The sequence below is a fragment of the Sphingomonas sp. GC_Shp_5 genome (genome assembly GCF_026540855.1).
Classification (GTDB): domain Bacteria; phylum Pseudomonadota; class Alphaproteobacteria; order Sphingomonadales; family Sphingomonadaceae; genus Sphingomonas.
Map to the genome: position 1 here is coordinate 144937 of NZ_JALNUP010000007.1, position 22076 is coordinate 167012.

At 67.3% G+C, this 22076-nt stretch carries 29 protein-coding genes; 10 read left to right on the forward strand and 19 right to left on the reverse strand.

Annotated features, from left to right (window positions below):
- Positions 1-151 precede the first annotated feature (151 nt).
- Both OXR60_RS07820 and OXR60_RS07825 read right to left on the reverse strand, forming a co-directional pair.
- Entirely contained in the window at positions 152-379 is a 228-nt protein-coding gene (locus OXR60_RS07820; RefSeq protein WP_267395267.1) for a hypothetical protein, read from the reverse strand.
- 50 nt (positions 380-429) lie between these two features.
- On the reverse strand, positions 430-714 hold the full coding sequence (locus OXR60_RS07825; RefSeq protein WP_267395269.1) for a hypothetical protein: 285 nt from the start codon (positions 712-714) through the stop codon (positions 430-432).
- Between OXR60_RS07825 and OXR60_RS07830 the strand changes: the two genes are divergently transcribed.
- The 6 genes from OXR60_RS07830 to OXR60_RS07855 all read left to right on the forward strand — a co-directional run bounded on the left by OXR60_RS07830 (position 713) and on the right by OXR60_RS07855 (position 5180).
- Positions 713-958, forward strand: coding sequence for a hypothetical protein (locus OXR60_RS07830; RefSeq protein WP_267395271.1), 246 nt, complete (start codon positions 713-715; stop codon positions 956-958). The genes OXR60_RS07825 and OXR60_RS07830 overlap by 2 nt on opposite strands.
- On the forward strand, positions 951-1547 hold the full coding sequence (locus OXR60_RS07835) for a hypothetical protein (protein WP_267395273.1): 597 nt from the start codon (positions 951-953) through the stop codon (positions 1545-1547). The genes OXR60_RS07830 and OXR60_RS07835 overlap by 8 nt, the downstream gene beginning before the upstream one ends.
- Positions 1544-1738 carry a hypothetical protein gene (locus tag OXR60_RS07840; protein ID WP_267395274.1) on the forward strand — a complete coding sequence of 65 codons (195 nt, stop codon included), beginning with the start codon at positions 1544-1546 and terminating at the stop codon, positions 1736-1738. The genes OXR60_RS07835 and OXR60_RS07840 overlap by 4 nt, the downstream gene beginning before the upstream one ends.
- A gap of 298 nt (positions 1739-2036) precedes the next feature.
- The gene (locus tag OXR60_RS07845; protein ID WP_267395275.1) at positions 2037-3101 is read left to right on the forward strand and encodes a helix-turn-helix domain-containing protein; all 1065 of its coding nucleotides are present in this window, start codon (positions 2037-2039) and stop codon (positions 3099-3101) included.
- Between the two features lie 277 nt (positions 3102-3378).
- Entirely contained in the window at positions 3379-4755 is a 1377-nt protein-coding gene (locus OXR60_RS07850; RefSeq protein WP_267395276.1) for an ABC transporter substrate-binding protein, read from the forward strand.
- Positions 4755-5180: a DUF4112 domain-containing protein gene (locus OXR60_RS07855; protein ID WP_267395278.1), complete on the forward strand. Its 426-nt coding sequence runs from the start codon at positions 4755-4757 to the stop codon at positions 5178-5180. Before OXR60_RS07850 ends, OXR60_RS07855 begins: the two co-directional genes overlap by 1 nt.
- Before the next feature lie 31 nt (positions 5181-5211).
- On the opposite strand, the gene OXR60_RS07860 is transcribed toward OXR60_RS07855, so the two are convergent.
- The 3 genes from OXR60_RS07860 to nadC form a co-directional block, all read right to left on the reverse strand.
- A complete protein-coding gene (locus OXR60_RS07860; RefSeq protein WP_267395279.1) occupies positions 5212-5940 on the reverse strand; it encodes a ribonuclease T in 729 nt (242 codons plus the stop codon).
- Positions 5937-6407, reverse strand: coding sequence for a hypothetical protein (locus OXR60_RS07865; RefSeq protein ID WP_267395280.1), 471 nt, complete (start codon positions 6405-6407; stop codon positions 5937-5939). Before OXR60_RS07865 ends, OXR60_RS07860 begins: the two co-directional genes overlap by 4 nt.
- Positions 6408-6479: 72 nt before the next feature.
- A complete protein-coding gene (nadC, locus tag OXR60_RS07870; protein WP_267395281.1) occupies positions 6480-7340 on the reverse strand; it encodes a carboxylating nicotinate-nucleotide diphosphorylase in 861 nt (286 codons plus the stop codon).
- A gap of 133 nt (positions 7341-7473) precedes the next feature.
- On the opposite strand from nadC, the gene OXR60_RS07875 reads away from it, so the two are divergent.
- On the forward strand, positions 7474-7641 hold the full coding sequence (locus OXR60_RS07875; protein ID WP_267395282.1) for a hypothetical protein: 168 nt from the start codon (positions 7474-7476) through the stop codon (positions 7639-7641).
- 40 nt (positions 7642-7681) lie between these two features.
- Here the strand turns inward: OXR60_RS07875 and nadA are convergent, their stop codons facing one another.
- The 13 genes from nadA to OXR60_RS07940 all read right to left on the reverse strand — a co-directional run bounded on the left by nadA (position 7682) and on the right by OXR60_RS07940 (position 19047).
- Positions 7682-8680 (reverse strand): quinolinate synthase NadA, encoded by a 999-nt coding sequence (gene nadA, locus OXR60_RS07880; protein ID WP_267395284.1) that lies wholly within the window; start codon positions 8678-8680, stop codon positions 7682-7684.
- A gap of 15 nt (positions 8681-8695) precedes the next feature.
- Positions 8696-9430, reverse strand: coding sequence for a DUF4230 domain-containing protein (locus OXR60_RS07885; protein WP_267395285.1), 735 nt, complete (start codon positions 9428-9430; stop codon positions 8696-8698).
- On the reverse strand, positions 9412-10269 hold the full coding sequence (locus OXR60_RS07890; protein WP_267395286.1) for an MBL fold metallo-hydrolase: 858 nt from the start codon (positions 10267-10269) through the stop codon (positions 9412-9414). Before OXR60_RS07890 ends, OXR60_RS07885 begins: the two co-directional genes overlap by 19 nt.
- A gap of 81 nt (positions 10270-10350) precedes the next feature.
- The gene (locus OXR60_RS07895; RefSeq protein ID WP_267395287.1) at positions 10351-11967 is read right to left on the reverse strand and encodes a M56 family metallopeptidase; all 1617 of its coding nucleotides are present in this window, start codon (positions 11965-11967) and stop codon (positions 10351-10353) included.
- Complete coding sequence (locus tag OXR60_RS07900) at positions 11964-12332, reverse strand: BlaI/MecI/CopY family transcriptional regulator (RefSeq protein WP_267395288.1); 369 nt, start codon at positions 12330-12332, stop codon at positions 11964-11966. The genes OXR60_RS07895 and OXR60_RS07900 overlap by 4 nt, the downstream gene beginning before the upstream one ends.
- Positions 12333-12807: 475 nt before the next feature.
- Positions 12808-13146 carry a Grx4 family monothiol glutaredoxin gene (gene grxD, locus OXR60_RS07905; protein WP_267395289.1) on the reverse strand — a complete coding sequence of 113 codons (339 nt, stop codon included), beginning with the start codon at positions 13144-13146 and terminating at the stop codon, positions 12808-12810.
- Between the two features lie 12 nt (positions 13147-13158).
- Positions 13159-13389, reverse strand: coding sequence for a BolA family transcriptional regulator (locus OXR60_RS07910; protein ID WP_267395290.1), 231 nt, complete (start codon positions 13387-13389; stop codon positions 13159-13161).
- Between the two features lie 11 nt (positions 13390-13400).
- Positions 13401-13724 (reverse strand): DUF1476 domain-containing protein, encoded by a 324-nt coding sequence (locus tag OXR60_RS07915; RefSeq protein ID WP_267395291.1) that lies wholly within the window; start codon positions 13722-13724, stop codon positions 13401-13403.
- A gap of 98 nt (positions 13725-13822) precedes the next feature.
- Positions 13823-14821 carry an NADPH:quinone oxidoreductase family protein gene (locus OXR60_RS07920; protein ID WP_267395292.1) on the reverse strand — a complete coding sequence of 333 codons (999 nt, stop codon included), beginning with the start codon at positions 14819-14821 and terminating at the stop codon, positions 13823-13825.
- Complete coding sequence (leuD, locus tag OXR60_RS07925; RefSeq protein WP_267395293.1) at positions 14784-15413, reverse strand: 3-isopropylmalate dehydratase small subunit; 630 nt, start codon at positions 15411-15413, stop codon at positions 14784-14786. The genes OXR60_RS07920 and leuD overlap by 38 nt, the downstream gene beginning before the upstream one ends.
- A 154-nt stretch (positions 15414-15567) precedes the next feature.
- Entirely contained in the window at positions 15568-17007 is a 1440-nt protein-coding gene (leuC, locus tag OXR60_RS07930; RefSeq protein ID WP_267395294.1) for a 3-isopropylmalate dehydratase large subunit, read from the reverse strand.
- A 62-nt stretch (positions 17008-17069) separates the two neighbouring features.
- On the reverse strand, positions 17070-17996 hold the full coding sequence (locus tag OXR60_RS07935; RefSeq protein ID WP_267395295.1) for an alpha/beta hydrolase: 927 nt from the start codon (positions 17994-17996) through the stop codon (positions 17070-17072).
- A gap of 37 nt (positions 17997-18033) precedes the next feature.
- Positions 18034-19047 carry an HAD family acid phosphatase gene (locus OXR60_RS07940; RefSeq protein ID WP_267395296.1) on the reverse strand — a complete coding sequence of 338 codons (1014 nt, stop codon included), beginning with the start codon at positions 19045-19047 and terminating at the stop codon, positions 18034-18036.
- 96 nt (positions 19048-19143) lie between these two features.
- Here OXR60_RS07940 and OXR60_RS07945 point away from each other — a divergent pair, with 96 nt between their 5' ends.
- The 3 genes from OXR60_RS07945 to OXR60_RS07955 all read left to right on the forward strand — a co-directional run bounded on the left by OXR60_RS07945 (position 19144) and on the right by OXR60_RS07955 (position 21457).
- Positions 19144-20790 (forward strand): thiamine pyrophosphate-dependent enzyme, encoded by a 1647-nt coding sequence (locus OXR60_RS07945; protein WP_267395298.1) that lies wholly within the window; start codon positions 19144-19146, stop codon positions 20788-20790.
- Between the two features lie 186 nt (positions 20791-20976).
- The gene (locus tag OXR60_RS07950; RefSeq protein ID WP_267395300.1) at positions 20977-21186 is read left to right on the forward strand and encodes a cold-shock protein; all 210 of its coding nucleotides are present in this window, start codon (positions 20977-20979) and stop codon (positions 21184-21186) included.
- 61 nt (positions 21187-21247) lie between these two features.
- Positions 21248-21457, forward strand: coding sequence for a hypothetical protein (locus tag OXR60_RS07955; protein WP_267395301.1), 210 nt, complete (start codon positions 21248-21250; stop codon positions 21455-21457).
- A 54-nt stretch (positions 21458-21511) separates the two neighbouring features.
- Here OXR60_RS07955 and OXR60_RS07960 read toward each other — a convergent pair whose 3' ends face one another.
- Entirely contained in the window at positions 21512-22072 is a 561-nt protein-coding gene (locus OXR60_RS07960) for a pseudouridine synthase (RefSeq protein ID WP_267395302.1), read from the reverse strand.
- Positions 22073-22076 lie beyond the last annotated feature (4 nt).

A 22076-nucleotide genomic window follows, 5' to 3' on the forward strand; every position in this document is an offset into this window, starting at 1 on the left:
ACCGAGCAGCAGCGGTTCGCGCAGACCTGTCAGTAGTTTCCCAGCGTTGGCCCATGTACGAGCCGCTAGCGACCCATACCGTCTGAGACCGCTGGCTTATGGCGAGCGCTATTCTCTCGCCCCAGACAATAACATCCTGAGTCATTCGTGGTTAAGACCACGCCGCCATCGTTCTTTCGTGAGCGACCTTCTGGCGCGCATCCTCGGCTTCGCGATCCACCACCTCGGCATATGCGACGTTGGCCATATGGAAAACTGTCTGCACCCCCTCAACATCAAGCACGAACATAGGGCCTTCAGACTGCAGGACGACGCCTTCACGGCTAGTCAGGCCATCCTTCATGGAGAAGACGCGATATTCGGTGCCGACGATAAGCATAGGGCCTCCTGAGTTGTGATGCCTTGGTGCCCCATATTTCGGGGCAGCTATTAGGGCTGATCGTCGTTCTGCGGCAGAGCCTGCCGAAGCACACGCCGCACGGCCTCAGGACGGCTCAGTTCTGAACCGTCAGCCGCGATCCACGCGTCTAAAGCTTTCAGATCCGGTGGCGGCAGCGTGAGGTGGATAGAGGTGGCGTCCGTCCGGGGGCGGCCCCTTTTTTCTGTACGGACTATTGCTTCTGCCATCATTTGTCCGTACATGAAAAGCGAGCCGAGGGGAAGCAGCAACTTCCCGCCCGGCTCTAACCACAACCGTTCCTGGAGAACGATCATGGCTGTTGCCCATCTACGGGCGGACTGTGTCCGCGCCAATCCTAAGTTGCATTCTGTCGACCTGCGCCTAGCAGTTAGAAGAGCCCTGCGCGCCCACAGCATTGCGCCCAGCCGCTTCGGCCGTGATGCGGTGAACGATCCGGCCTTCGTCGCTCGGCTGCTCGTCCGCGGCAGCAATCCCCATCGCAGCACCGCCGCCCGTGTCCGCGCCTATTTGGCCAAGCTGGAGGCGAACCATGCTTGAGCTGCGCATCCTTACCGGCGCCACCGCGCTCCCGCTGTTCGACCTTCCCGCCGCCCTCGGGAGAAGACAGGCCGCCAAAGAGGTTGGCAACCAGATCGACGCCCTGATGGCGTTCCTGGACGACCTCGGCGGCGACCCTGATCTAGAAGACGGCCACGATGCCGAAGCCGACAACTCCGACGCGGAGAATTGCTCCTACCCGGAATGGCATACCCTCGACCGAGCCGATCACCGCGCCGGCCGTTTCCTTGGCAGACCTCTTGCGGGCGGTTACCCGACCGAGGACATCGAGCAGGACGATCCCGGGGAGGACGACGATAGCGATCGCTGTACGGCTGGTGATGACCATATGATCGCGGGACCGGTCGCCATGCGTGAGTGGTGGCAGGATGCGCGAAACCCAGGCGACGAGATCGATGGCGAGATTGAGCGCGGTGACGACGGGCAGGCATGGCCTGAGGTCGGAGCAGGCAAACAGCCAACCTGCATGAACGTCGATTACATGAACAGCGAAGACGCCGAGCCCGCATGGTGCGGCAACTTCGCTAAGGACGTGCTGGACGGCACCTTCGCGGCCAATGACCGATGAGCGGGCCTGAACGGGGCGCCTTAGAGACGCTGCGCGTCCGCATTGATCATGTCAGTGCAACGGCGCGACTCTTGGCCAGCGTCGGTGGCCTGGACATCGATATGTCGGAAGCCCTGGCTGGCATCGCTGCCACCCTTAACGAAGTCGCGTCACAACTCGATGACGAGCTTAACCCAAAAGGTGAAGCATAACCGAGAGCGAGCGGTACAGCATCCATCGTCACGCCAGCGAAGCGTCGCAGATCGGGGCGCTTTGCCACTACCTATCAACCGCGCTGAGCAACGAGCCGCGCACCTCCCTGCCGGCGCAGGCAATCGACGGGCTGATGGCGCTGGTGGATCGGCTTTCCGACGATCTGCACAGCTTGGCCGACGAGAACGCATAAGTTGAGGCTCCGCCCGGTGCGATCGGGCGGCCCAACGACTCAAGCTAGGCAGGACCAGGCCTTTCCATCATAACAGCGCGACTTTGACTGCGATCGAGGGGCAAATGACCCACCACGACGTCAAATCAACTGCTGTCGAACGCCAGCGACTGTACGATCAAGGTCTCGGCGATTCGGAGATCGCGAGGCTACAAGGCTGCGACAAATCCTCTGTTCGCGAATGGCGGTTGCGCAAAGGCCTTCCTGTCAACTTTTCCAGGACTCAGACGCGGAAGGTGACCGCGAAGCAGTATGCGTTGCGAAGAGCAATGTATGACGCCGGCTGCACGGATCCGGTGATCGCAAAAGCGGTCGGCATCACCGACGTGAATGTATGTCTTTGGCGCCGTCGTGAAGGCCTGCCGCCCAACACGCCGCCCGGGCGGAACGCAAAAGCGGATCCAAACCTCGCCATTGTTACACCGGATCTAAAGCGGCGAGCCCTTGCGTTGCTAGAGCGCGGAGTCGGAGCCCGCATCATAGCTCGCGAAATGGGCGCATCGCTCAAGTCTTTAGACCGATGGCGGACTGAGATGCTACGTGAGCGCCCTGAACTTCGGCGACCTGGAACTGCGCCCCGCCGTACCCCCCGGCACCCCAGCGGACGGGCTTATTCGAAGTTGCGGCCGGAGCGGCGGGCCCGAGCATTCGTGTTGTATGCTGACGGCCTTGACGACTGCCAGATAGCAAAGGACATCGGCGTCACTCGGCACCAAATTTGGGAATGGCGCAACGCGCTGTTTTTGCCGGCGATCGGTCGTTCATGGCGCAACCACATCCGCAAGCCCAATCGTCGCCTGGTCGGACCGGCAATCTCGCCACTCTCGAATCCGCTCTATGCTCACATCGCCTTGGCGGTTGGCCGAGGACTGGCTAAGGATCTGGTTGACGACACCATTTCGGAGATCTGGCTGGCGATAGCTGAGGGGCGATTGTCGACCGAAACGGTAGCTTCGCAAGCAGGTCGCTACCGGAACAGAGTCGTCGCCGACTACGCCAGCCGGTTCGGCCCACGCTCTCTTGATGAGGAGATCGGCACTGGCGACGGTGACGGCTTCCGCATGATCGACATGCTCAAGGATGGCAGCTCGTCGGACTGGCTGGAGGCGATGGGGGCTACGGTCTGGTAAACCGTAGCGGTAGCATCGCAAAAGTAGGCCGGCGTCGCAATTTGTGTGTAAATGCGCCCGGAATTACACGGATGTTTTCGGAACGTTCCGGACAGAGAACAGAGCGAGAAACGCATTGCTGCTCAGGTGGTTAGGCACAGCCCGGAACGTTTCGGAGTGCTCTCCTGCAGGACTTAAAATCGGCTTCCCCTGGAGTGCGGGTTCGAGTCCCGCCGTCCGCACCATCCTGCTCGCGCTGGCGCTAACCGGGTGCAACCCGCGCCCCGATTCGGGGGCGGTGATCGTCAGCGCGATCGGCACGCCCCCCCGCCTGGCCGATGCCGCCCGCCACGATCTCAGCCCGCCGGACCGAATGCTGCTCGACTCGACCGCCGAGGGCCTGGTTCGGTTCGATGCGGCGGGCCAGATCGAGCCCGGGCTGGCCGAACGCTGGATCGTGATCGACGACGGCCGCAGCTACATCTTCCGTCTGCGCGAGGCGCAATGGCCCGACGGCAGCGACGTCACCGCCGACGACGTGGTGAGCAACCTGCGCCGCGAGATCGCGCCCGGGTCGCGCAATCCGCTGGCGCCGTTCCTCACCGCGATCGACGAAATCGTAGTGATGACGCCGCAGGTGATCGAGGTGCGGCTGGCGCGGCCGCGGCCGGACCTGCTCAAGCTGTTCGCCCAGCCGGAGCTGGCGGTGTGGCATCGCGCCAATGGTGGTGGCGCCGGACCGATGCGGGTGGCGCGCGCCGGCCGCAGCCCGCTGCTGCGCCCGGCATTCGATCCGTCGCGTGCGGATCCCGAAGACCGGCGGAGCACCGCCCCCGAACAGGACGTCCGCCTGATCGGCGAGCGTGCCGCGCGCGCGATCGTGCGCTTCACTGCGCATGATTCCGATCTGGTGAGCGGCGGCACCTTCGTCGACTGGCCATTGCTCGCCCTGGGCAATGTCGCGCGGATCAACACCGCCATCGATCCCGCCGCGGGGTTGTTCGGGCTGGCGATCGTCAACCGCAACGGCTTCCTCGCCGATTCCGGCAATCGCGCCGCGCTCAACGGCGCGATCGATCGCGCCGCCATCACGAATGCGATCGCGCCGGATTGGGAGCTGGCCGAGCGCATCCTGCCCGAGCAGCTCGACTCCGCCGCGCCGCCGGCGGTGCCGAGCTGGTCACTGCTCACCCCCGACCAGCGCCGTAGCGCCGCCCGCGAACGGGTAGCGGCTTGGCCGGGCGGCACGGTGCGGCTAAGGATAGCGATGCCCGACGGCCCCGGCGCGACATTGGTCTATGGCCAGCTCGCCGCCTCGCTACTCGCGATCGGCATCACGCCTGCGCGGGTAAGGCTGACCGACCCAGCCGATCTCACGCTGATCGATCTCGTCGCGCCCTATGACAGCGCCCGCTGGTATCTCGCCAACGCCTGCGACTTGTGCGGCGATCAGGCGCGCGCTGCGCTGCTGGCCGCCCGCGACGCGCCGACGATGAGCGAACGCGCGCGGCTCATCGCGGCGGCGGATATCGCGCTCAACGACGACGTCTCGTTCATCCCGATCGCTCGGCCGTGGCGCTGGTCGCTGGTGGCGCTGAGGCTGCGGCAATGGCACGCCAACCCGCGCGCGTGGCACCCGTTGAACCGACTGCGGAATGACCCCACATCATCGTGATGGATCAACGCGCCCGCCCGCTCAACATCGACCCTTTGCTCGCTTCGCTGCCGATCGGCCGCGATCCCGCATCGGTCCGCAAACGGCTGGAAGCGATGGAGCATCTGCTCGAGGGCCTGTTCACCATTCCCGGTATCAATCGCCGGGTAGGTCTGGATGTGCTGCTCGATCTGGTGCCGGTGGTCGGCACCACCGTGGCGGCGCTGCTCGGCTCTTGGCTGGTATGGGAAGCGCGCAACGTCGGCATGTCCAAGCTGCAGATGGCGCGGATGTTCGGCAATGTTGGCGTCGACTGGGCGCTTGGGCTGATCCCCTGGGTGGGCGCGGTGCCGGACTTTTTCTTTCGATCCAACACCCGCAACATGCGGCTGATCCGCCGCCATCTCGACAAGCATCACCCTGCCTCGGTGACGCTGGAAGGCTGATTGCCGCTCCAGCGCCGACCGGCGCTGCCGGTTAGCGGCTGCCCCGCCAGATGGTCAGGGGTGCGCCGGCGGGTAACCCGCCCTGGTGCGCCGGGCAGCGCTGGTAGCGGAAGCGACGATCGAGGCAGATCCATATCTCGTCGAGCCAGCCCTGCTTGGTAGCGGTGACGCGCATCATGTCGGCGCCGAGCCCCGGATTGGCGCGCGCCATTGCCGCGGCGAAGCGCCCGGCGGTCAGCGGCGCGCGGGATAGCGAGTCCATCTCCGGATAGCGCAGCCGCCCGTACAGTCCGTTGGACTGGGCGAAATAACGTGCCGGGCGGTAGCCGGGCATGCAGGTGCCATGCTTGGCCCATTCGTGCTGCAGCAGCTGCGCCGACGGCGTCGCGCACAGATGGCGGCGGATCACCGGCTGCGGCAGCAGCGCGGTCGGATGGCAATATTGCGGCCAGTCCTTGCCAAACCCGTCCGGCCACAGACCGTGCAGGGTGAAGCCGAAGCGATTACCGCTGCCGCATTGAAGGCGCGAAGATCCCTCGTCCGCATGGTCACGGCAATATTGCGGTGCCCAGGTGATCGCGAGCGTATAGCCGACGATCGGCAGCTGCCGCGCGGGCTGGCTGTCGCTCGGCAGCTCCGGATGGATCCGCTGCGCACCCGTCGGCACCGAGCATTGATAGGCCTGGCCGGTCGCCACGGCGGGGGCGAGCAGCGCGATAGTGGCGGCGATGACCGGCGCGGCGGTGCGGAACATGGTCATGCGAACGGCTCCGTCGGCGCGGTCGGGCGGTCCAGGTCATCGAGATCGTCTTCGCGATCTTCGCCGAACCATTCCTTGGCATCCGGCCTGAACAGCATCACCGCGGCAGCGATGTAGAGCAGATTGGCGACGATCCCGAGCACCACCGGCAGCAACGCCGGCGCCCTGCCGCCAATAACGGTGACGACGGCAAGCAGCGTGCTGATCGCGCCGACGCCGGCGAACACCACCTGCACCCATTTGGCGACCACGCTCGGGGTGCGAGCGATGAAATACCACAAGGTCACGGCCACGGCGATGCTCACCACCGTCACTGCCGGCAGGAACCAGGTGGCGTTGGCAAGCACGGGGTTGGCCGCCAGCACCTGGGCGCGGCTTGTCCAGCTGGTCGCGGTGTTGATCAGGCCGATCACGAACGATGCCCAATAGAGCTGTTCGAACCGGATGATCGATGATGGTCTGATCACAGCATGTCCCTCTTGCACGCGCCGCACGCTATCGCCGCCCGCAAATCGTGCAAGCGCGGATCGCCGGTGATATCAGATCAAGGCAAAGTCGAGCCCGATGTCGGCGGCCGGCGCGCTCTGGGTGAGCCGCCCCACCGACACATAGGTCACGCCCGCCTCGGCGATGGCGCGGATGCTGTCCAGGCGCACGCCGCCCGACGCCTCGGTCGGCACCCGGCCGGCCACCAGCGCCACCGCCTCGCGGAGCATCGGCGGCGCCATGTTGTCGAGCAGCAGATGGGTAGCGCCAGCGGCCAGCGCCGGCGCGATCTGGTCCAGCGAATCGACCTCGACGATGATCCGCTCGATCCCCGCGGCGACCGCGCGGCGCACCGCCTCGCCGATGTCGCCCGCCACCGCGACGTGATTGTCCTTGATCATCGCCGCATCCCACAGCCCCATGCGATGGTTCTGCGCGCCGCCCATGCGCGTCGCATATTTCTCGATCACGCGCAGGCCGGGAATGGTCTTGCGGGTGTCGAGCAACGTCGCGCCGGTGCCGGCGATGGCGCGGACATAGCTGCTCGTCAGCGTTGCGATGCCGGAGAGATGCTGCACGGTGTTGAGCGCCGAGCGCTCGGCGGTGAGCATCGGCCGCGCCAGCCCCTCCAGCCGAAGCAGCGCCGTGCCCGCCGCGACCGCATTGCCGTCGGCATGCAGCCGCTCAATTCGGACCGCCGGGTCGAGCGTGCGGAAGAAGGCCTCGGCAATCGCGAGTCCGGCGATCGTGATCGCGTCGCGGCTCGCCATCACCCCGGCGAAGCGCGCCGCCGCCGGGATCACCGCCTCGGAGGTGACATCGCGACTGCCCGGGGATCCATCGCTGCCGAGATCCTCCGCCAGTGTCGTCGAGACGAAGTGATCGAGATCAAAACCGGGCAAGGAAAATGTCATGAAATGGTCTCGTGAAGCGGCAGGGTTTGGGCGGTATACTAACCTAGGCGAATGATAATTGAGTGAGCTTGCCGTAAAGGGCAAGCGCCACGGTTTACCAAATCCTGCATTTCGGGGGGGATGTATGTCTGACATGCGATCGCGTGACATTGCCACCTTGTACCGGCAGCTGACCGCCGCCTTGGCGCTGGCCGACGAGCTACAATTGACCATCGTCGCCATCCATATCGACGAGGCGCGATCGCAGATGATCGGCCTCGACATGGAAGGCCCGGAAGTCTCGTCCGACACCACCGCCTGAGACGGCGAGGCGCTGGCCGTCGCGCCAGCGCATCAACGGATCAGTCCCCGGTCACCTTGGCCGGCCCGATATCGCCCTGGCCCACCGTAGCCGAGGCCATCGCCAGCATCGCATCCAGGCTCTTCTTGGCCTGGATCCGCAGCCCCTCTTCCATCTCGATCCGCGGCGCGAGGTCGCGCAACGCGACGTAGAGCTTCTCCATGGTGTTGAGCGCCATGTACGGGCAGATGTTGCAATTGCAGTTACCATCCGCGCCCGGCGCGCCGATGAAGCGCTTGTGCGGCAGCGCCTTTTCCATCTGGTGGATGATGTGCGGCTCGGTGGCGACGATCAGCGTGTCGCCCGGCATCGCCATCGCATATTCGAGGATGCCGCGGGTGGAGCCGACGTAATCGGCGTGATCGAGGATGATCGCCGGACATTCGGGATGGGCGACGATCGGTGCGCCGGGATGCTGCGCCTTGAGCTTGAGCAATTCGGTTTCGCTGAACGCCTCGTGGACGATGCACACGCCCGGCCACAGCAGCATGTCACGCCCGGTCTTGCGCGCCAGATAACCGCCGAGATTGCGATCGGGCCCGAAGATGATCTTCTGGTCGCGCGGCAGCTGCGCGAGGATCTTTTCGGCGGACGACGAGGTGACGATGATGTCGCTGAGCGCCTTCACCTCGGTGGAGCAATTGATGTAGGTCAGCGCGATATGATCGGGGTGGGCAGCGCGGAAGGCGGCGAACTGCTCGGGTGGGCAGCTGTCCTCCAGGCTGCAGCCCGCATCCATGTCGGGCAGCACGACGATCTTGTCGGGGCTGAGGATCTTGGCGGTCTCCGCCATGAACCGCACGCCGCAGAAGGCGATCACATCGGCGTCGGTCGCCTGCGCCTTGCGGCTGAGATCGAGGCTGTCACCGACATAGTCGGCGAGATCCTGCAGCTCGGGCTTTTGGTAATAATGCGCGAGGATCACGGCATTGCGCTCCTTGCGCAGCCGCTCGATCTCGGCACGCAGGTCAAGCCCGGCGAAATTGGTCTTCAGTTCCATGGGACGGCTTCTACCTCAATTTGCGTTGCCGAGCACCTGCACCGGCGTGCGGCTGGTGTCCCAGCGTTCACGGCTCGGGCTGGGATCGTCGGCGAAGGTGACGTTGACGGTGGCGTCGATGCCCGCCGCGCGCAGCGGCATCGCGAAGCTGCGCTCGACGGCGTGGCGGGTGGCATCGCGGGCAAGCTTCATCGGCGTCGCATCGCGCGCCTGGCGGATCAGCTCGAGCTGGCCGGCATGGCGGTTGGCGGCATCGAGGCCCTGGTCGGCACTGGTGAAGCGCGACAGCAACCCGCCCGAGCCATATTCGCGGATCTGGGTGAGATCCACCTGCGGCCCGTCGATCAGCACCGGCGGTAGCCTCACCGAGAGCACGCGGCTGCCGGCGTCCCAGCGGACATCATCCTGGTCTAGCGCGCCGAGATCGACCTCGTAACGCACCATGCCGGGCATGATCAGCGTCTTCTCGGCGCTGAGCCCGAGCTGAGACTGGCGCGAGGTGACGACGGCGACGAAGCGCGCGGCGAAGGCGGACAGCCGGTTCTGCTCGCGCAGCCCTTCCAGGCTGGCGCTGGCGATGGTGGTGGGATCCGGCGCCAGCCGGTGCTCGACATAGCGCTGCACGCCCCACAGCGCGAGCAGCCCGGCAAGCACGAGCAGCAGCAGCACGCCCGCGGTCTTCGCGAGGAACGGGGCAATGCGCGATGCGCGTACCGGCTCCACGGGCGGGGTCACGCCGCGATCCGCCATGCCGCGCCCTCCTCGATCACCAGACCACGCCCCTGCAGGTCATACAGATGCGCCAACACCGAGCGCTGTGCCGCGGGCAGCAGCCGCGGATCAAGCCCGACGTACATCCGCTCGGTCATTGCCGGCACCGGGCGCGGCGCCTCGCGCAGCAGCCGCATGATCTGGCCCTCGCGCTGCTTGCGATGGCCAAGCATGCCGCGCACCAGCCGCTGAGGGTTCTCCACCGCCTCGCCGTGCCCCGGATAATAGATGCGGTCGCTCCGCCCGAGCAGCTTGTCGAGGCTCGCCATATACTGCCCCATGTCGCCATCGGGCGGCGATACCACGCTGGTCGCCCAGCCCATCACATGATCGCCGGAGAATAGCGCATCCGTTTCCGGCAGCGCGAAGGCGAGATGGTTGGAGGTGTGGCCCGGGGTGGCGATTGCCTTGAGCGTCCAGCCGTCGCCCGCCAGCCGGTCGCCCTCGGCCATCACCCGGTCTGGCGCGTAAGCGTGATCGAACGAGGCATCGGCGCGCGGACCGGCGTCGTCGGGCGCGAACGGCGCGGCGCCGACGATCGCCGCGCCGGTGAGCGCCTGGAGCGGCCGGGCGGCGGGGCTGTGATCGCGATGATGATGGGTGATCACGATCGCGCGCACCGGCCGACCGGCGATCGCGTCGATCAGCGCAGCGAGATGCGCGGCATCGTCGGGGCCGGGATCGATCACCGCAAGGTCGTCGATGCCGATCAGATGGGTCTGGGTACCGGTAAAGGTGTAGGGCGATGGATTGGGCGCGAGCACCCGGGTGACGAGGGGCTCGAGCTGGATCGGGATGCCGGTCGGGTGCTCAGCCATGGCCGGGAGATGGCGGCGACAGCGGGCGAAGGCAAGCCCTGCGCTCGTCACCACTGCCGGCCGAACTGCGCGTGCCCGCCCTCAATCGACCTCGGACAATTGCTGGCGCATGTCGGCGATACCCCGGTCGATGCCCTGCAGCGCCGCCCTGCGCTGGTCGGCCGACATGGTCGGCTCGTTGACGATGCCGAGCCGCGCCGCCCGCATGCCGGCGATCGCATGGTTCATCGCGTCGAGCCGGATCTGCTTGCTGTCGAGCGCCATCGCGACCGCATGGCTGGCGGCGACCGAAGCCTGAACCGCGACGGCGGCGGCCTGAGCGGTAGCCGCGGCTGCCATCTTCGCGATCCGGTCGGAGCAGATGATCATCGCCTTGCGGCCATGCTCGCGGGTCTGGATCACTACCGGGTGATCATCGCCGTTGCGCCGCCCGTCGCATACCCGCTCGCTGACCAGCGGGACGCCGGCGGCCGAGATCGGCAACCCGTCACGAGCCCGCACCGCGCCATCGGTCATCGTCACCCGGTCGTCCGCAATAGTGACGGTGCCGGCATGGCTATGCCCGCGCGGCGGGGCGGGCGGCGCTTCGGGGGACTCGGGGGCCTCGTCTGCGGACCCGGCATCGGCGGCCTTCTCTGCGTCGGGCGCCGCGGGTGCGGCAGGCGCGACGCGTGCGGCGGGTGCGCGCGGCGCCGGCGGCATCTGCAAGTTCATGCCGATCGTCTCACCGACCTTGCCGGTCAGCGCCGCGGCGGCGCTCGTGCCCGAGGCGGTGAGGCCGAGGCCGGAGAGTACCAGCAAGGTGACCATGGCGCCGCCGGTGGCGATCCGGCCGCGTGAGCGTGGCAGGGTGGAAAGCATGCGAATTCTCCCTTTCAGATCGTCGATGGTGTGGAGGTGACAGGCAGCGGAAACGGCGCCGCCGTGCGCCGCCTTGATGATCGCGCAGGCATAAGCGTGACGATCGATCGTCGAGCGGCCGGCGAGCACGCGCGCGTCGTTGGCCAGTTCCTGATCGGCGCGGAACGCCCTGAACGCGCGCCAGGCGATGGGATTGAACCAGTGGATCGCAAGCACCGCGAGCGCCGCCCAATTGGCGACGAGGTCGCCGCGCTGGTGGTGGCCGATCTCATGCGCCAGCGCGAGTTCGCGCTCGTCGGCATCGTAGCGATCATCGAAGTCGAGCGGAAAGGCGACGTAGCGGCGCAGCACGCCGAAGGCGAGCGGCCCGGTCGCGGCCTCGCTGGCGATGACGCTGACCCCGTCCAACCGCTCGATCCGCGCCGCGAACCGCAGCAGCCGCCGGCAGAACCGGTCATGCGCGGCAAGGTGCCAGCACAGGAAGGCGGCGCTCCCCGTCAGCCACAGCAGCCCAAGAAGGAGGCCGAGCGACGGCAGCGTCCACGCCGGGGCTTGCGCATGCGGCGCGACCACATGGCTCAGCGCTGTGCCGGGGGTGATGATGATCACCGACAGCGTCTCGCCCGCGCGGGCGATTGGCGTGGCGGTCACCTGCTGCCAGCGCTCGGGCAGTGGCGGCAGCAACAGGCGGAGCAGCGGCAATGCCCATAAGACATAGCCGAGCTGCGGGCCGAACAGCCGGCGCACCGGCGCACGGATCGCCATCACCAGCGCCATCAGCAGCGTCGAGGCGATCAGCGCCTGGATCGCCCAGCTCGCGAGCGCAACGCCGCTCACTGCTTCAACTCCCGGAGCAGCGCCTCGATCTCCGCAATGTCCTGGCTGGTGAGCTCGTCGCGCTCGGCGAGATGGGCGACCAGCGGCGTCAGCTTGCCGCCGAACAACCGGTCCATCAGCCGCCGCGACTCGCCGGCGACATAATCGTCGCGCGCCACCAGCGGCCGGTAGAGGTAGCGGCGCCCGTCCTGGACATGCGCGATCACCGCCTTGGCGAGCAGGCGGCCGAGCAGCGTCTTGACGGTGTTGGCGCTCCAGCCGCGCTGCGGGTCGACCCGCTCGGCGACATCCTGAGCGGTGAGCGGCGCCTCGTCCCACAGCACCTCCATCACCGCATGCTCCGCATCGCTGATACGCTCCGCCATCCGCCGACTCCGCTACTGACTACGCCTGTAATCATACCGATTACACGCGTAGTCAATGCGGTATATCTACGGGAGGGCGATAAGCCCGCAGCCCGCGTCGCGCTCACGCTGTCAGTTTTCTTTACATGCGGGCTTAAGAGCGGTGCGGCATTAACCACTAACAGTGGCGGATTGGCGTGCTTCAGCAATCCTGGCACGCAGCCTGCTATACCTCAGGGAGCCGAACGTTTAAACGTTTCAGCAGGGTGGGCGACCGCTGCTACCAGTCTCGCGGTCGCCCACCCTCACCCGGCTCTTCCCCAGATCCGCTGGCAAAGCCGCACCGTGAAGGCTTATGCCGCCGTTTCACGCGAGCGCATGCGCCGGCACCGGACGCTTACGCGTCCTACGGGGTTGCGACGTGCCAGACACCAAATTGCGGGAGCGCAGCCCCTTTTAGGGCGTCACGCTCCTCTGGATCGTTCCGAGTCGGTGCTCAGCCCGCGGTGGCCTGTCCCTGGTTCTCGCCCTGCAGCAGCTCGGCAAGCTCGCCGCTCTCGTACATCTCCATCATGATGTCCGAGCCGCCGACGAATTCGCCGCCGACATAGAGCTGCGGGATCGTCGGCCAATCGGAATAGCCCTTGATGCCCTGTCGAATGCCCTGGTCCTGGAGTACGTCGACGCTCTCGTATTGCGCGCCGAGGTGATCGAGGATCGCCACCGCCCGGCTGGAGAAGCCGCACTGCGGGAACAGCGGGCTGCCCTTCATGAACAGTACCACCTTGTTGGTCTTCACGATCCCGTCGATCCGGGCATTGGTGTCATCGGTCATGGTCGTCATCCTTCAGGCCGCAGCCGTCTTCAATTGAAGCGCGTGGAGTTCGCCGCCCATCCGTCCGCCGAGCGCGGCATAGACCGCTTGGTGCTGCTTGCGCAGCGGCAGCCCGGCAAAGCTCGCGCTGACCACGCGGGCAGCATAATGATCGCCGTCTCCGGCAAGATCGGTGATTTCCACCACCGCATCGGGAATGGCGGCGCGGATCAGCGTGGCGATGTCGTCGGCAACCATGGGCATATCGTTCGTACCTACTCGGATTGGATCAGCTGGCGGCGGGCCTCGACGAGCTTCTCGTCCAGCGCACGACGTACGGTGCCGTCGTCGATCTCGACACCCGCCGCGGTGAGATCGCCCACCAGCTTGCGGACCACGTCTTCGTCGCCCGATTCCTCGAAATCGGCCTGGACGACCGACTTGGCATAGGAATCGGTTTCCTCGGGTGTCAGCTGCATCTGCGCCGCGGCCCATTGGCCGAGCAGCCGGTTGCGACGCGCGGTGATGCGAAACGCCATCTCCTCGTCGCGCGCAAACTTGTTCTCGAAGGCGCGCTGTCGATCCTCGAAACTGGTCATCGCCGCCTTACCCCGCTCTTGCCGTCTCGCCCACATAGGTCCGCCCCCGGCGCGACGCAACGGAGGGGGACCGATGGATGAAGCGGCCTGCGGCGCCGTCAGCCCATCTCCACGACCAATTTGCCGATGGCCGTGCGGGCCGCGATCCTGGCGATCGCCTCGCCGGCACGCGCGAGCGGAAACGTCTCGGTGATCCGCGGCGCGATGCTGCCGTCGCGCCACAAGGCCAACAATCGGTCGACATGCGCCTGATTCGCCTGCGGATCGCGCGCGGCAAACGCGCCCCAGAATACGCCGCAGACATCGCAGCTCTTGAGCAGAGTGAGATTGAGCGGCAATCGCGGGATACCGGCAGGAAATCCTACCACCAGATAACGTCCTTCCCAGCCGATCGCGCGCAACGCCGGCTCGGCATAATCCCCGCCGACCGGGTCGTAGATCACGTCAAAGCCCTGTCGACCACCCGCCGCCTTGAACTGCTCGGCAAGCGCCTTGGATTGATCCTTGTCGAACGGCGCGCGGCCGTAGATCACCACCTCGTCGGCCCCCGCCGCCCGCGCCGCCGTGGCTTTATCCTCCGACGACACCGCCGCCACCACTCGCGCCCCGAACGCCTTGCCGAGTTCGATCGCAGCCAGCCCGACGCCGCCGGCGGCGCCGAGCACCAACAGGTTCCGCCCCGCCGCCAGCCGCCCCCGATCGAGCAGCGCGTGAATGGTCGTCGCATAGGTCAGCAGCAATGCTGCGCCATCGATGAAGCCGCGCTCATCGGGCAGGCGGAACAGCCGCGTCGGGTCCAGCGCGATCCGCTCGACCAAGCCGCCATGGCCGATCACGCCCATCACCCGCTCGCCGACCCGCCAGCCGGTCACGCCCTCGCCCACCGTCTCGATTACACCGGCGATCTCACCGCCCGGGGCGAACGGTCGCGGTGGCTTGAACTGGTATTTGTCCTCGATGATCAGCACATCGGGATAGTTGATCGCGCAGGCCTTGACCGCGACCACAACCTCGCCGCGGCCTGCCACGGGATCGGGCAGCTCGGCGAGCTCCAGAGTATCAGGTCCGCCCGGCGCCCTCGACAGCAACGCTCGCATAGCCGCTTCTCCCCTCGATCCAGGGCCGATGCTGGTTCATCGCGCCTTCGAAGTTCGAAATTGCGGTATCCCGCGCCAAGGTCAAGCCGATCTCGTCCAGCCCCTCCATCAGGCAGCGGCGGCGAAACGGATCGAGGTCGAAGGCGAAGCGGTCCTGGAACGGCGTGGTCACCGTCATCGTCTCAAGATCGACGGTCACCGGATGGGTCTGCGCCACCTCGACCAGCCGGTCGACCGCCTCCTGCGGCAGCACCACGGGGACGATGCCGTTCTTGAAGGCGTTGCCCGAAAAGATGTCGGAGAAGCTCGGCGCGATCACCGCCCTCACCCCCATGTCGGCCAGCGCCCAGGCGGCATGCTCGCGGCTCGAGCCGCAGCCGAAGTTGTCGCCGGCGATCAGGATTGGTGCGCCGGTGTAGCGCGGATCATCGAACACGTTGCCCGGCTGCGCCCGCACCGTCTCAAACGCGCCGCGCGCCAGCCCCGATCGCGATATCGTTTTCAGCCAATGCGCGGGGATGATGATATCGGTGTCGATATTCTTGGCACCCCAGGGATAGGCGGTGCCGGTAACGGTGGTGACGGGATTCACGGGAAAGCTCCACTGGCGCCGATCCGCGGAATGCGGGTGGCGCTGAAGGGTCAGCGCTCGGTTTTGACCGGGGTCGGCGATGTCCGCGCCGCGGCCACATAGGCCGCCACGCCGCTGAGCATTGCGCCTGCCACCAGCATCACCAGAACCTTCTTCACGCCGCTTCTCCCATCAGATCACGCACATCGGCGAGTCGCCCGGTCACCGCCGCCGCCGCCGCCATTGCCGGCGATAGCAGATGCGTCCGCGCGCCCGGCCCTTGCCGTCCCACGAAGTTGCGGTTCGACGTCGACGCACAACGCTCGCCGGGCGGCACTTTATCCGGGTTCATCGCCAGGCACATCGAGCAACCCGGCTCGCGCCACTCGAAGCCCGCCGCGGCGAAGATCCGGTCGAGCCCCTCGGCCTCGGCCTGGCGCTTCACCAGGCCGGAGCCCGGCACCACCATCGCCCGCACCCCGTCGGCAACATGGCGACCGTTGGCGACCGAAGCAGCGGCACGCAGATCCTCGATCCGGCTATTGGTGCAGCTGCCGATGAAGACGTGCTGGACGGTGACATCCTGCATCGCGGTGCCGGGGGCGAGGCCCATGTAATCGAGGCTGCGCTGGGCCGCGGCGCGCTTGGCGGGATCGGCGAAGCTCTCGGGTGCCGGCACCACGCCGGTGATCGACACCACGTCCTCGGGGCTGGTGCCCCAGGTCAGTGCCGGGGCGATGTCGGTCGCGTCGATCCGCACGACCTTGTCATAGGTCGCGCCCGGATCGGTGGCGAGCGTACGCCACCAGCCGACCGCCTTGTTCCATTCGTCGCCCTGCGGCGCCATCGGCCGCCCCTTGAGGTAGGCGAAGGTGACGTCGTCGGGCGCGACCAGCCCGGCGCGTGCACCGCCCTCGATCGACATGTTGGCGACCGTCATTCGCCCCTCGACCGAGAGGCCGCGGATCACCTCGCCGGTATATTCGATGACATGGCCGGTGCCGCCCGCCGCGCCGATCCGGCCCATGATCGCCAGGATCACGTCTTTGGCGCTGACCCCGAAGCCGAGGCTGCCGTCGACCCGCACTTCCATGTTCTTCGACTGGCTGAGCAGCAGCGTCTGGGTGGCGAGCACATGCTCAACCTCGCTGGTGCCGATGCCGAACGCCAGCGCGCCCAGCGCGCCATGCGTCGAGGTATGGCTGTCTCCGCACACCAGGGTGGTGCCCGGCAGGGTGAAGCCCAGTTCCGGGCCAACGACATGGACGATGCCCTGCTCGGCGGCGATCGCGTCGATATAGTCGATGCCGAATTCGGCGGTGTTGCGGCGCAGCGCGTCGAGCTGCTGGGCGCTCTCGGCATCCGCGATCGGCAGCAGCCGCCCGGCGGCGTCGACCCGCGGCGTCGTCGGCAAATTGTGATCGGGCACCGCAAGCGTCAGCTCGGGCCGGCGGACGCGGCGGCCGCTGACGCGGAGCCCCTCGAACGCCTGGGGACTGGTCACCTCATGGACGAGGTGGCGATCGATGTAGATCAGACAGGTGCCGTCGTCGCGCCGTTCGACGACGTGCGCGGCCCAGATCTTGTCGTAGAGCGTCTGTGGTCGGGAAGCCATGATCGGCGCGCGTTAACCGAAAGTTGCGCGCCAGCCAAGCCCGACATGCCTGAAATGACCGGTCATTTGGTGGTGGGGTGGTGATCGGCGACGAGTACCCGGTCGAGAAAGCTCACGCTGTCCGCCAGGACCGGCGCCTTGCCGCGGAAGGGTCGCGACAGCGCCATCGCCACATTCTCGTGGGTCAGCCCGGCATAGTCACGGAACACGACCGGCGCGCCGAGGCTGCGCAACCGGCGGTATAGATTTACCGCGTTATAGGGGCGCACCTCGGTATCGTCGCTCGCGGTGACGAGCAGCAGCGGCGGCGCATCGGCGTGGGCGAAGTGGATCGGCTGGGTCAGCGCCGGGCTGGCGACCCCCTGCATCGCATCGATCGAGCGCTTCTTATCGAACGGGTAGAAATCATAGGGCCCGCACAGCCCGATCGCAGCGCGGACGATGTGCGGATCGACGCCCTCGGCGCGTAGCCAGCGCGGGTCGAGCGCGAGCATGACCGCATTATAGGCGCCCGCCGAATGGCCCGCGAGCGCGATCTGCCGCGGATCGCCACCGAAGCGGGCGACATGATCGCGGGTCCATCGCACCGCCTGCGCGCCATCCTGCAGGAAGGCGGGGAAACGCACTCCCGGCACCTTGCGATAATCGGGCACCACCACGACGAAACCGGCCTTGGCGAAGGCGCGCGCCGCGAACGCATATGCAGCGCGGTCGCCGTTCACCCAGCCGCCGCCGTAGAAGAAGATCAGGACGGGCAAGCTGCCGGCCGTGGCCGCGGCGGTCGGTCGCCAGATATCGAGCGTCTGCCCCTCGGTGCCAAACGGCACCGCGCTCGCTGCCTCCTCGGCGCCCCAGCCGCCACCGGCCGCGGCATCCGCCCAGCTCAGCAGCCGCGGCGGCGACACCGCCTCGGCCGCGACCACCGCCAGCCCCGCGACGAGCGCCAGTCCTGCCGTCGCGAGCCGTACGCCCCGCCGGCGCAGGATCATGCGCACATGCGTCGCGCGGACAGGGTGGTCAGAGCGCTCACTGGCCGCTTGCCGCGCCGGGATCGGTCCAGCGCTTGTCGAGCGGGAAGACATCGTCGAACCCGCCCTTCAGCGCGCTGCCGTACACCGGGTTGGGCAACACGAACCAGCCATTCCCCCAACGCTCGCCGATCGCCCCGGCATCGGCCGCGGCGCGGCGCACCGCGGGCGAGGAGATCGCCGCGAACAGGTCGCTGAAATCGCCGAGTTGGTCGCCCGCCATCGCCACCACGCAATAGCGTTGCGCAATGGTGGCGCGCCGGCCATCCTTGCCGCTGGATCCGTCGCGCAGGAACAGCGTCTCGCCAGGCGTGAAGCTGCCGAGTCCCGCCGCCTTCAACGCCGCCACCGTGCCGGCTGCGGTCGTCACGTCGCGGTTGGAATTGATGATCACCGTGACGCCGGCGTGTCGGAGCGCTGCAAATGCCTCCACCGCGCCAGGAGCCGGCGCGACCGCGGCTGCGCCGGTCCGCTCCCAGCGGGTCCATTGCTCCGCGTCGAACGGACCGGGGTGCCGCGCCGCCTGTTCCTCGGCGCCGAGGTTGAGCAGCACCGTCTCGTCCGCATCGAACACCGCGGCATGCGGCTTGGTGGCGCAATCCACCCATGACGGCGCCGCCAGCGTCGCGTCCGGCGCCAGCACCACGCTGTGGCCGGCGTGCCGATCATGATCGGCAACCGCCAGCGTCACGAGCCCGCGAAACGCCTGGCGGCTCAACGCGGCGGCTTCGCCCGAGCCGTAGAGGAATTGATAGCCTGGCGGCACGGTGTCGCCAGCGGCGAGAGGAGAGGTTCCCGCCGCGGACGCGCTCGACGGTGCGGGCAACGCGGTCAGACCGGTAAGCTGCACCTTCCGCCCATCGGCCTCATAGACCGTACCGGCGCGCGGCAAGGGCTGCGGCCGCGCTGCCTGCTGGCCAGCGCACCCTGTCAGCGCCAGCACCGCGCCGGCCGCTAGCCAAGCCGCTGCGCCCTGCGTCCGCTTGCGTGCCGTGCTCGCGGTGTTCGTCATCACCATGTTCCTCATCATCCGGGCGATAACGCGGCGGATCATCCGGTCAAGCGAGCGCCACCTCGACTTGCGCGCGCACCGGCGGCATGACGGGGCATGACCAGAACCGGTGGCCGCATCCTCGTCGATCAACTCGTGGCGCAAGGCTGCGAGCGCCTGTTTACCGTGCCGGGCGAAAGCTTCCTCGCGGTGCTCGACGCGCTCCACGACACACCGGAGATCGAGACCATTGTGTGCCGGCAGGAGGGCGGCGCGGCGTTCATGGCCTGCGCCGATGGCACCCTCACCCATCGCCCCGGCGTCGCCTTCGTCACCCGTGGGCCCGGCGCGACCAACGCCTCGATCGGCGTCCATGTCGCGATGCAGGATTCGCAACCGATGATCCTGTTCATCGGCGATGTCGATCGCGGCACCCGCGATCGCGAGGCGTTCCAGGAAGTCGATTTCCAGGCAATGTTCACGCCGCTCGCCAAATGGGCGGCGCGGATCGACGATGCCCGCCGCATCCCCGAATATGTCGCCCGCGCCTATGCGGTGGCGATCAACGGCCGCCCCGGCCCGGTAGTGCTCGCGCTGCCGGAAGACATGCTGCTCGACGAGGTCGACGCGCTCGACCGGCCGCGGGTGGAGCGTGTGGCGCAGGCCGCGGATGCCGCCCCGATCGCCGCGATCGGGTCCATGCTCGCGAAAGCCGAGCGACCGGTGGCGATCATCGGCGGTGCCGGCTGGGACGCCGCCGCAGCCCGCGCCTTCACCGCCTGGGCCGAGCGGACCGGCATGCCGGTCGCCGCCGCCTTCCGCCGCCAGGATGCGATCGCCAACGGCTCGAGCGTCTATGCAGGCAATCTCGGCTATGGCCCCAACCCCGAACTGCTCGCCCGGATCAGGGCGGCGGACGTGTTGCTGGTGCTCGGCGCGCGGCTCGGCGAGGCGACCACGGACGGCTATACGCTGATCACCCCCGATCACGCCGGCCAGCAACTGATCCACGTCCACCCCGACCCGACCGAACTCGATCGCACCTATCGCGCCGATCTGGCGGTCTGCGCGGGCATGGCCGAAATCGCCACTGCGCTGCCTGCGCTCGACCGTGCGCCATGGCCCGACCGCGAGCATGCCCATGCGGCATGGCAGCGCTGGTCGACACCGCAGCCGCGCGACGGCGTTGCGCTCGACCTTGGTGCCTGCGTCACCGCGATGCGCGAGGCGCTGCCGGCGGACACGATCATCTGCAACGGCGCCGGCAATTTCTCGAGCTGGTGGCATCGCTTCTGGCCTTATGCCGGCCCCGGCACGCAATTGGCGCCCACTGCCGGTGCGATGGGCTATGGTCTGCCCGCCGCCGTCACCGCGGCGCTGCGCCATCGCGGGCGCAGCGTGGTTGCGCTTGCGGGCGACGGCGATTTCCTGATGAACGGCCAGGAACTCGCCACCGCGATCCAGCATGACGCCGATCTGATCGTCATCGTCGTCGACAATGGCGCCTATGGCACCATCCGCATGCACCAGGAGCGCGAGTTTCCCGGCCGCGTCTCCGCGACCGCGCTTCGCAACCCCGATTTCGCCACCCTCGCCCGTGCCTACGGCGCCTGGGCCGCGACCGTGGAGCAGACCGCCGACTTTGCTCCCGCCCTCGCCGCCGCGGTCACCGCCGGCCCCGGCGTGAAGCTGCTGCACCTCAAGACCGATGTCGAGATCATCACCCCCGCGACCACGCTGACCGCGGTGGCGAGAAAACGGTAGAACGGCCTTCGGACGGGCCGGTATCGCGGCCTTGCCTTGCGGAAAGACGAGAAATGGCCCATATAGGTGTTGCTACAGTCGCACATTGACGGTCTTCGGCGCTTTGCGGCTCCTACTTCCTTCCTTCCCTGCTGCCTTAGCGGCGTCGTTCGCCTTTCGAACGTGCGCAGTTGAAGGAATACCTACATGATTACCGGCACCGTCAAGTTTTTCGACGCCACCAAGGGCTTTGGCTTCATCACCCCCGACGAGGGTGGCAAGGACGCATTCGTGCACATCTCCGCCGTCGAGCGTGCGGGCATGTCCACCTTGGCCGACAACCAGCGCGTCAGCTACGATCTCGAAGAGGATCGTCGCGGCAAGATGGCGGCGGTCAACCTGCAGCCTGCAGACTGATCTTCCGGCGGCGGCCCCATCCGGGGCCGCCGTTCTTCTTACCAGACGACGAGGTTCCACAATGTCCGGTGATGCTGAATTCTTCCGCAAGCAGGCGAACCTCGAGCGGGCCAATGCGGCAAGTGCGACGCTGGACAATGTCCGCGACCGCTGCGATCGCGCCGCGAGTTCGTGGGAGGCCATGGCCGTCCGCGCCGAGCGCACCCAGACGATGCGCCAGGAGCGCGAAGCCGCACCGCGCATCATGCCGGTGGTCGCCGCCGCATCCTGAGGCAAGACCGAGCCTCACCAGCGGCTCGTTTCTTCTTCCTTCCTTCGCGGACGTCTAGCCCGCCTCCTCGCGCCGCCACTTACCCGGCTCGATGCCGGCTACCGTCCACTCCCCGATGCTCCATCGCACCAGCCGCAAGGTCGGGTGACCCACCGCGGCGGTCATGCGTCGCACCTGGCGGTTGCGGCCTTCGCGGATCGTCAGCCTCAGCCAGCGATCGGGGATGCTCTGGCGCACCCGGATCGGCGGGATGCGCGGCCAAAGCCCCGGATCGTCGATCAACGCCGCCTCGGCCGGCCGCGTCATGCCGTCCTTCAGCAACACGCCGCGTCGCAATTGCGCGAGGCTGTCCTCGCTTGGTATGCCCTCGACCTGGACGAGGTAGGTCTTGGCGAGCTTGAACTTGGGATCGGCGATCCGCGCCTGCAACCGACCATCGTCGGTCAGCAGCAACAGTCCCTCACTGTCGAGGTCGAGCCGTCCCGCTGGATACACCCCGGGCACCTCGATATAGTCGGCGAGCGTTGCCCGCCTGGTGTGGTTCGGTGCGCTGGTGCCGTCGGTGAACTGGGTCAGCACGTTGAACGGCTTGTTGAACAGGATCAGCTGGGCCACGCCG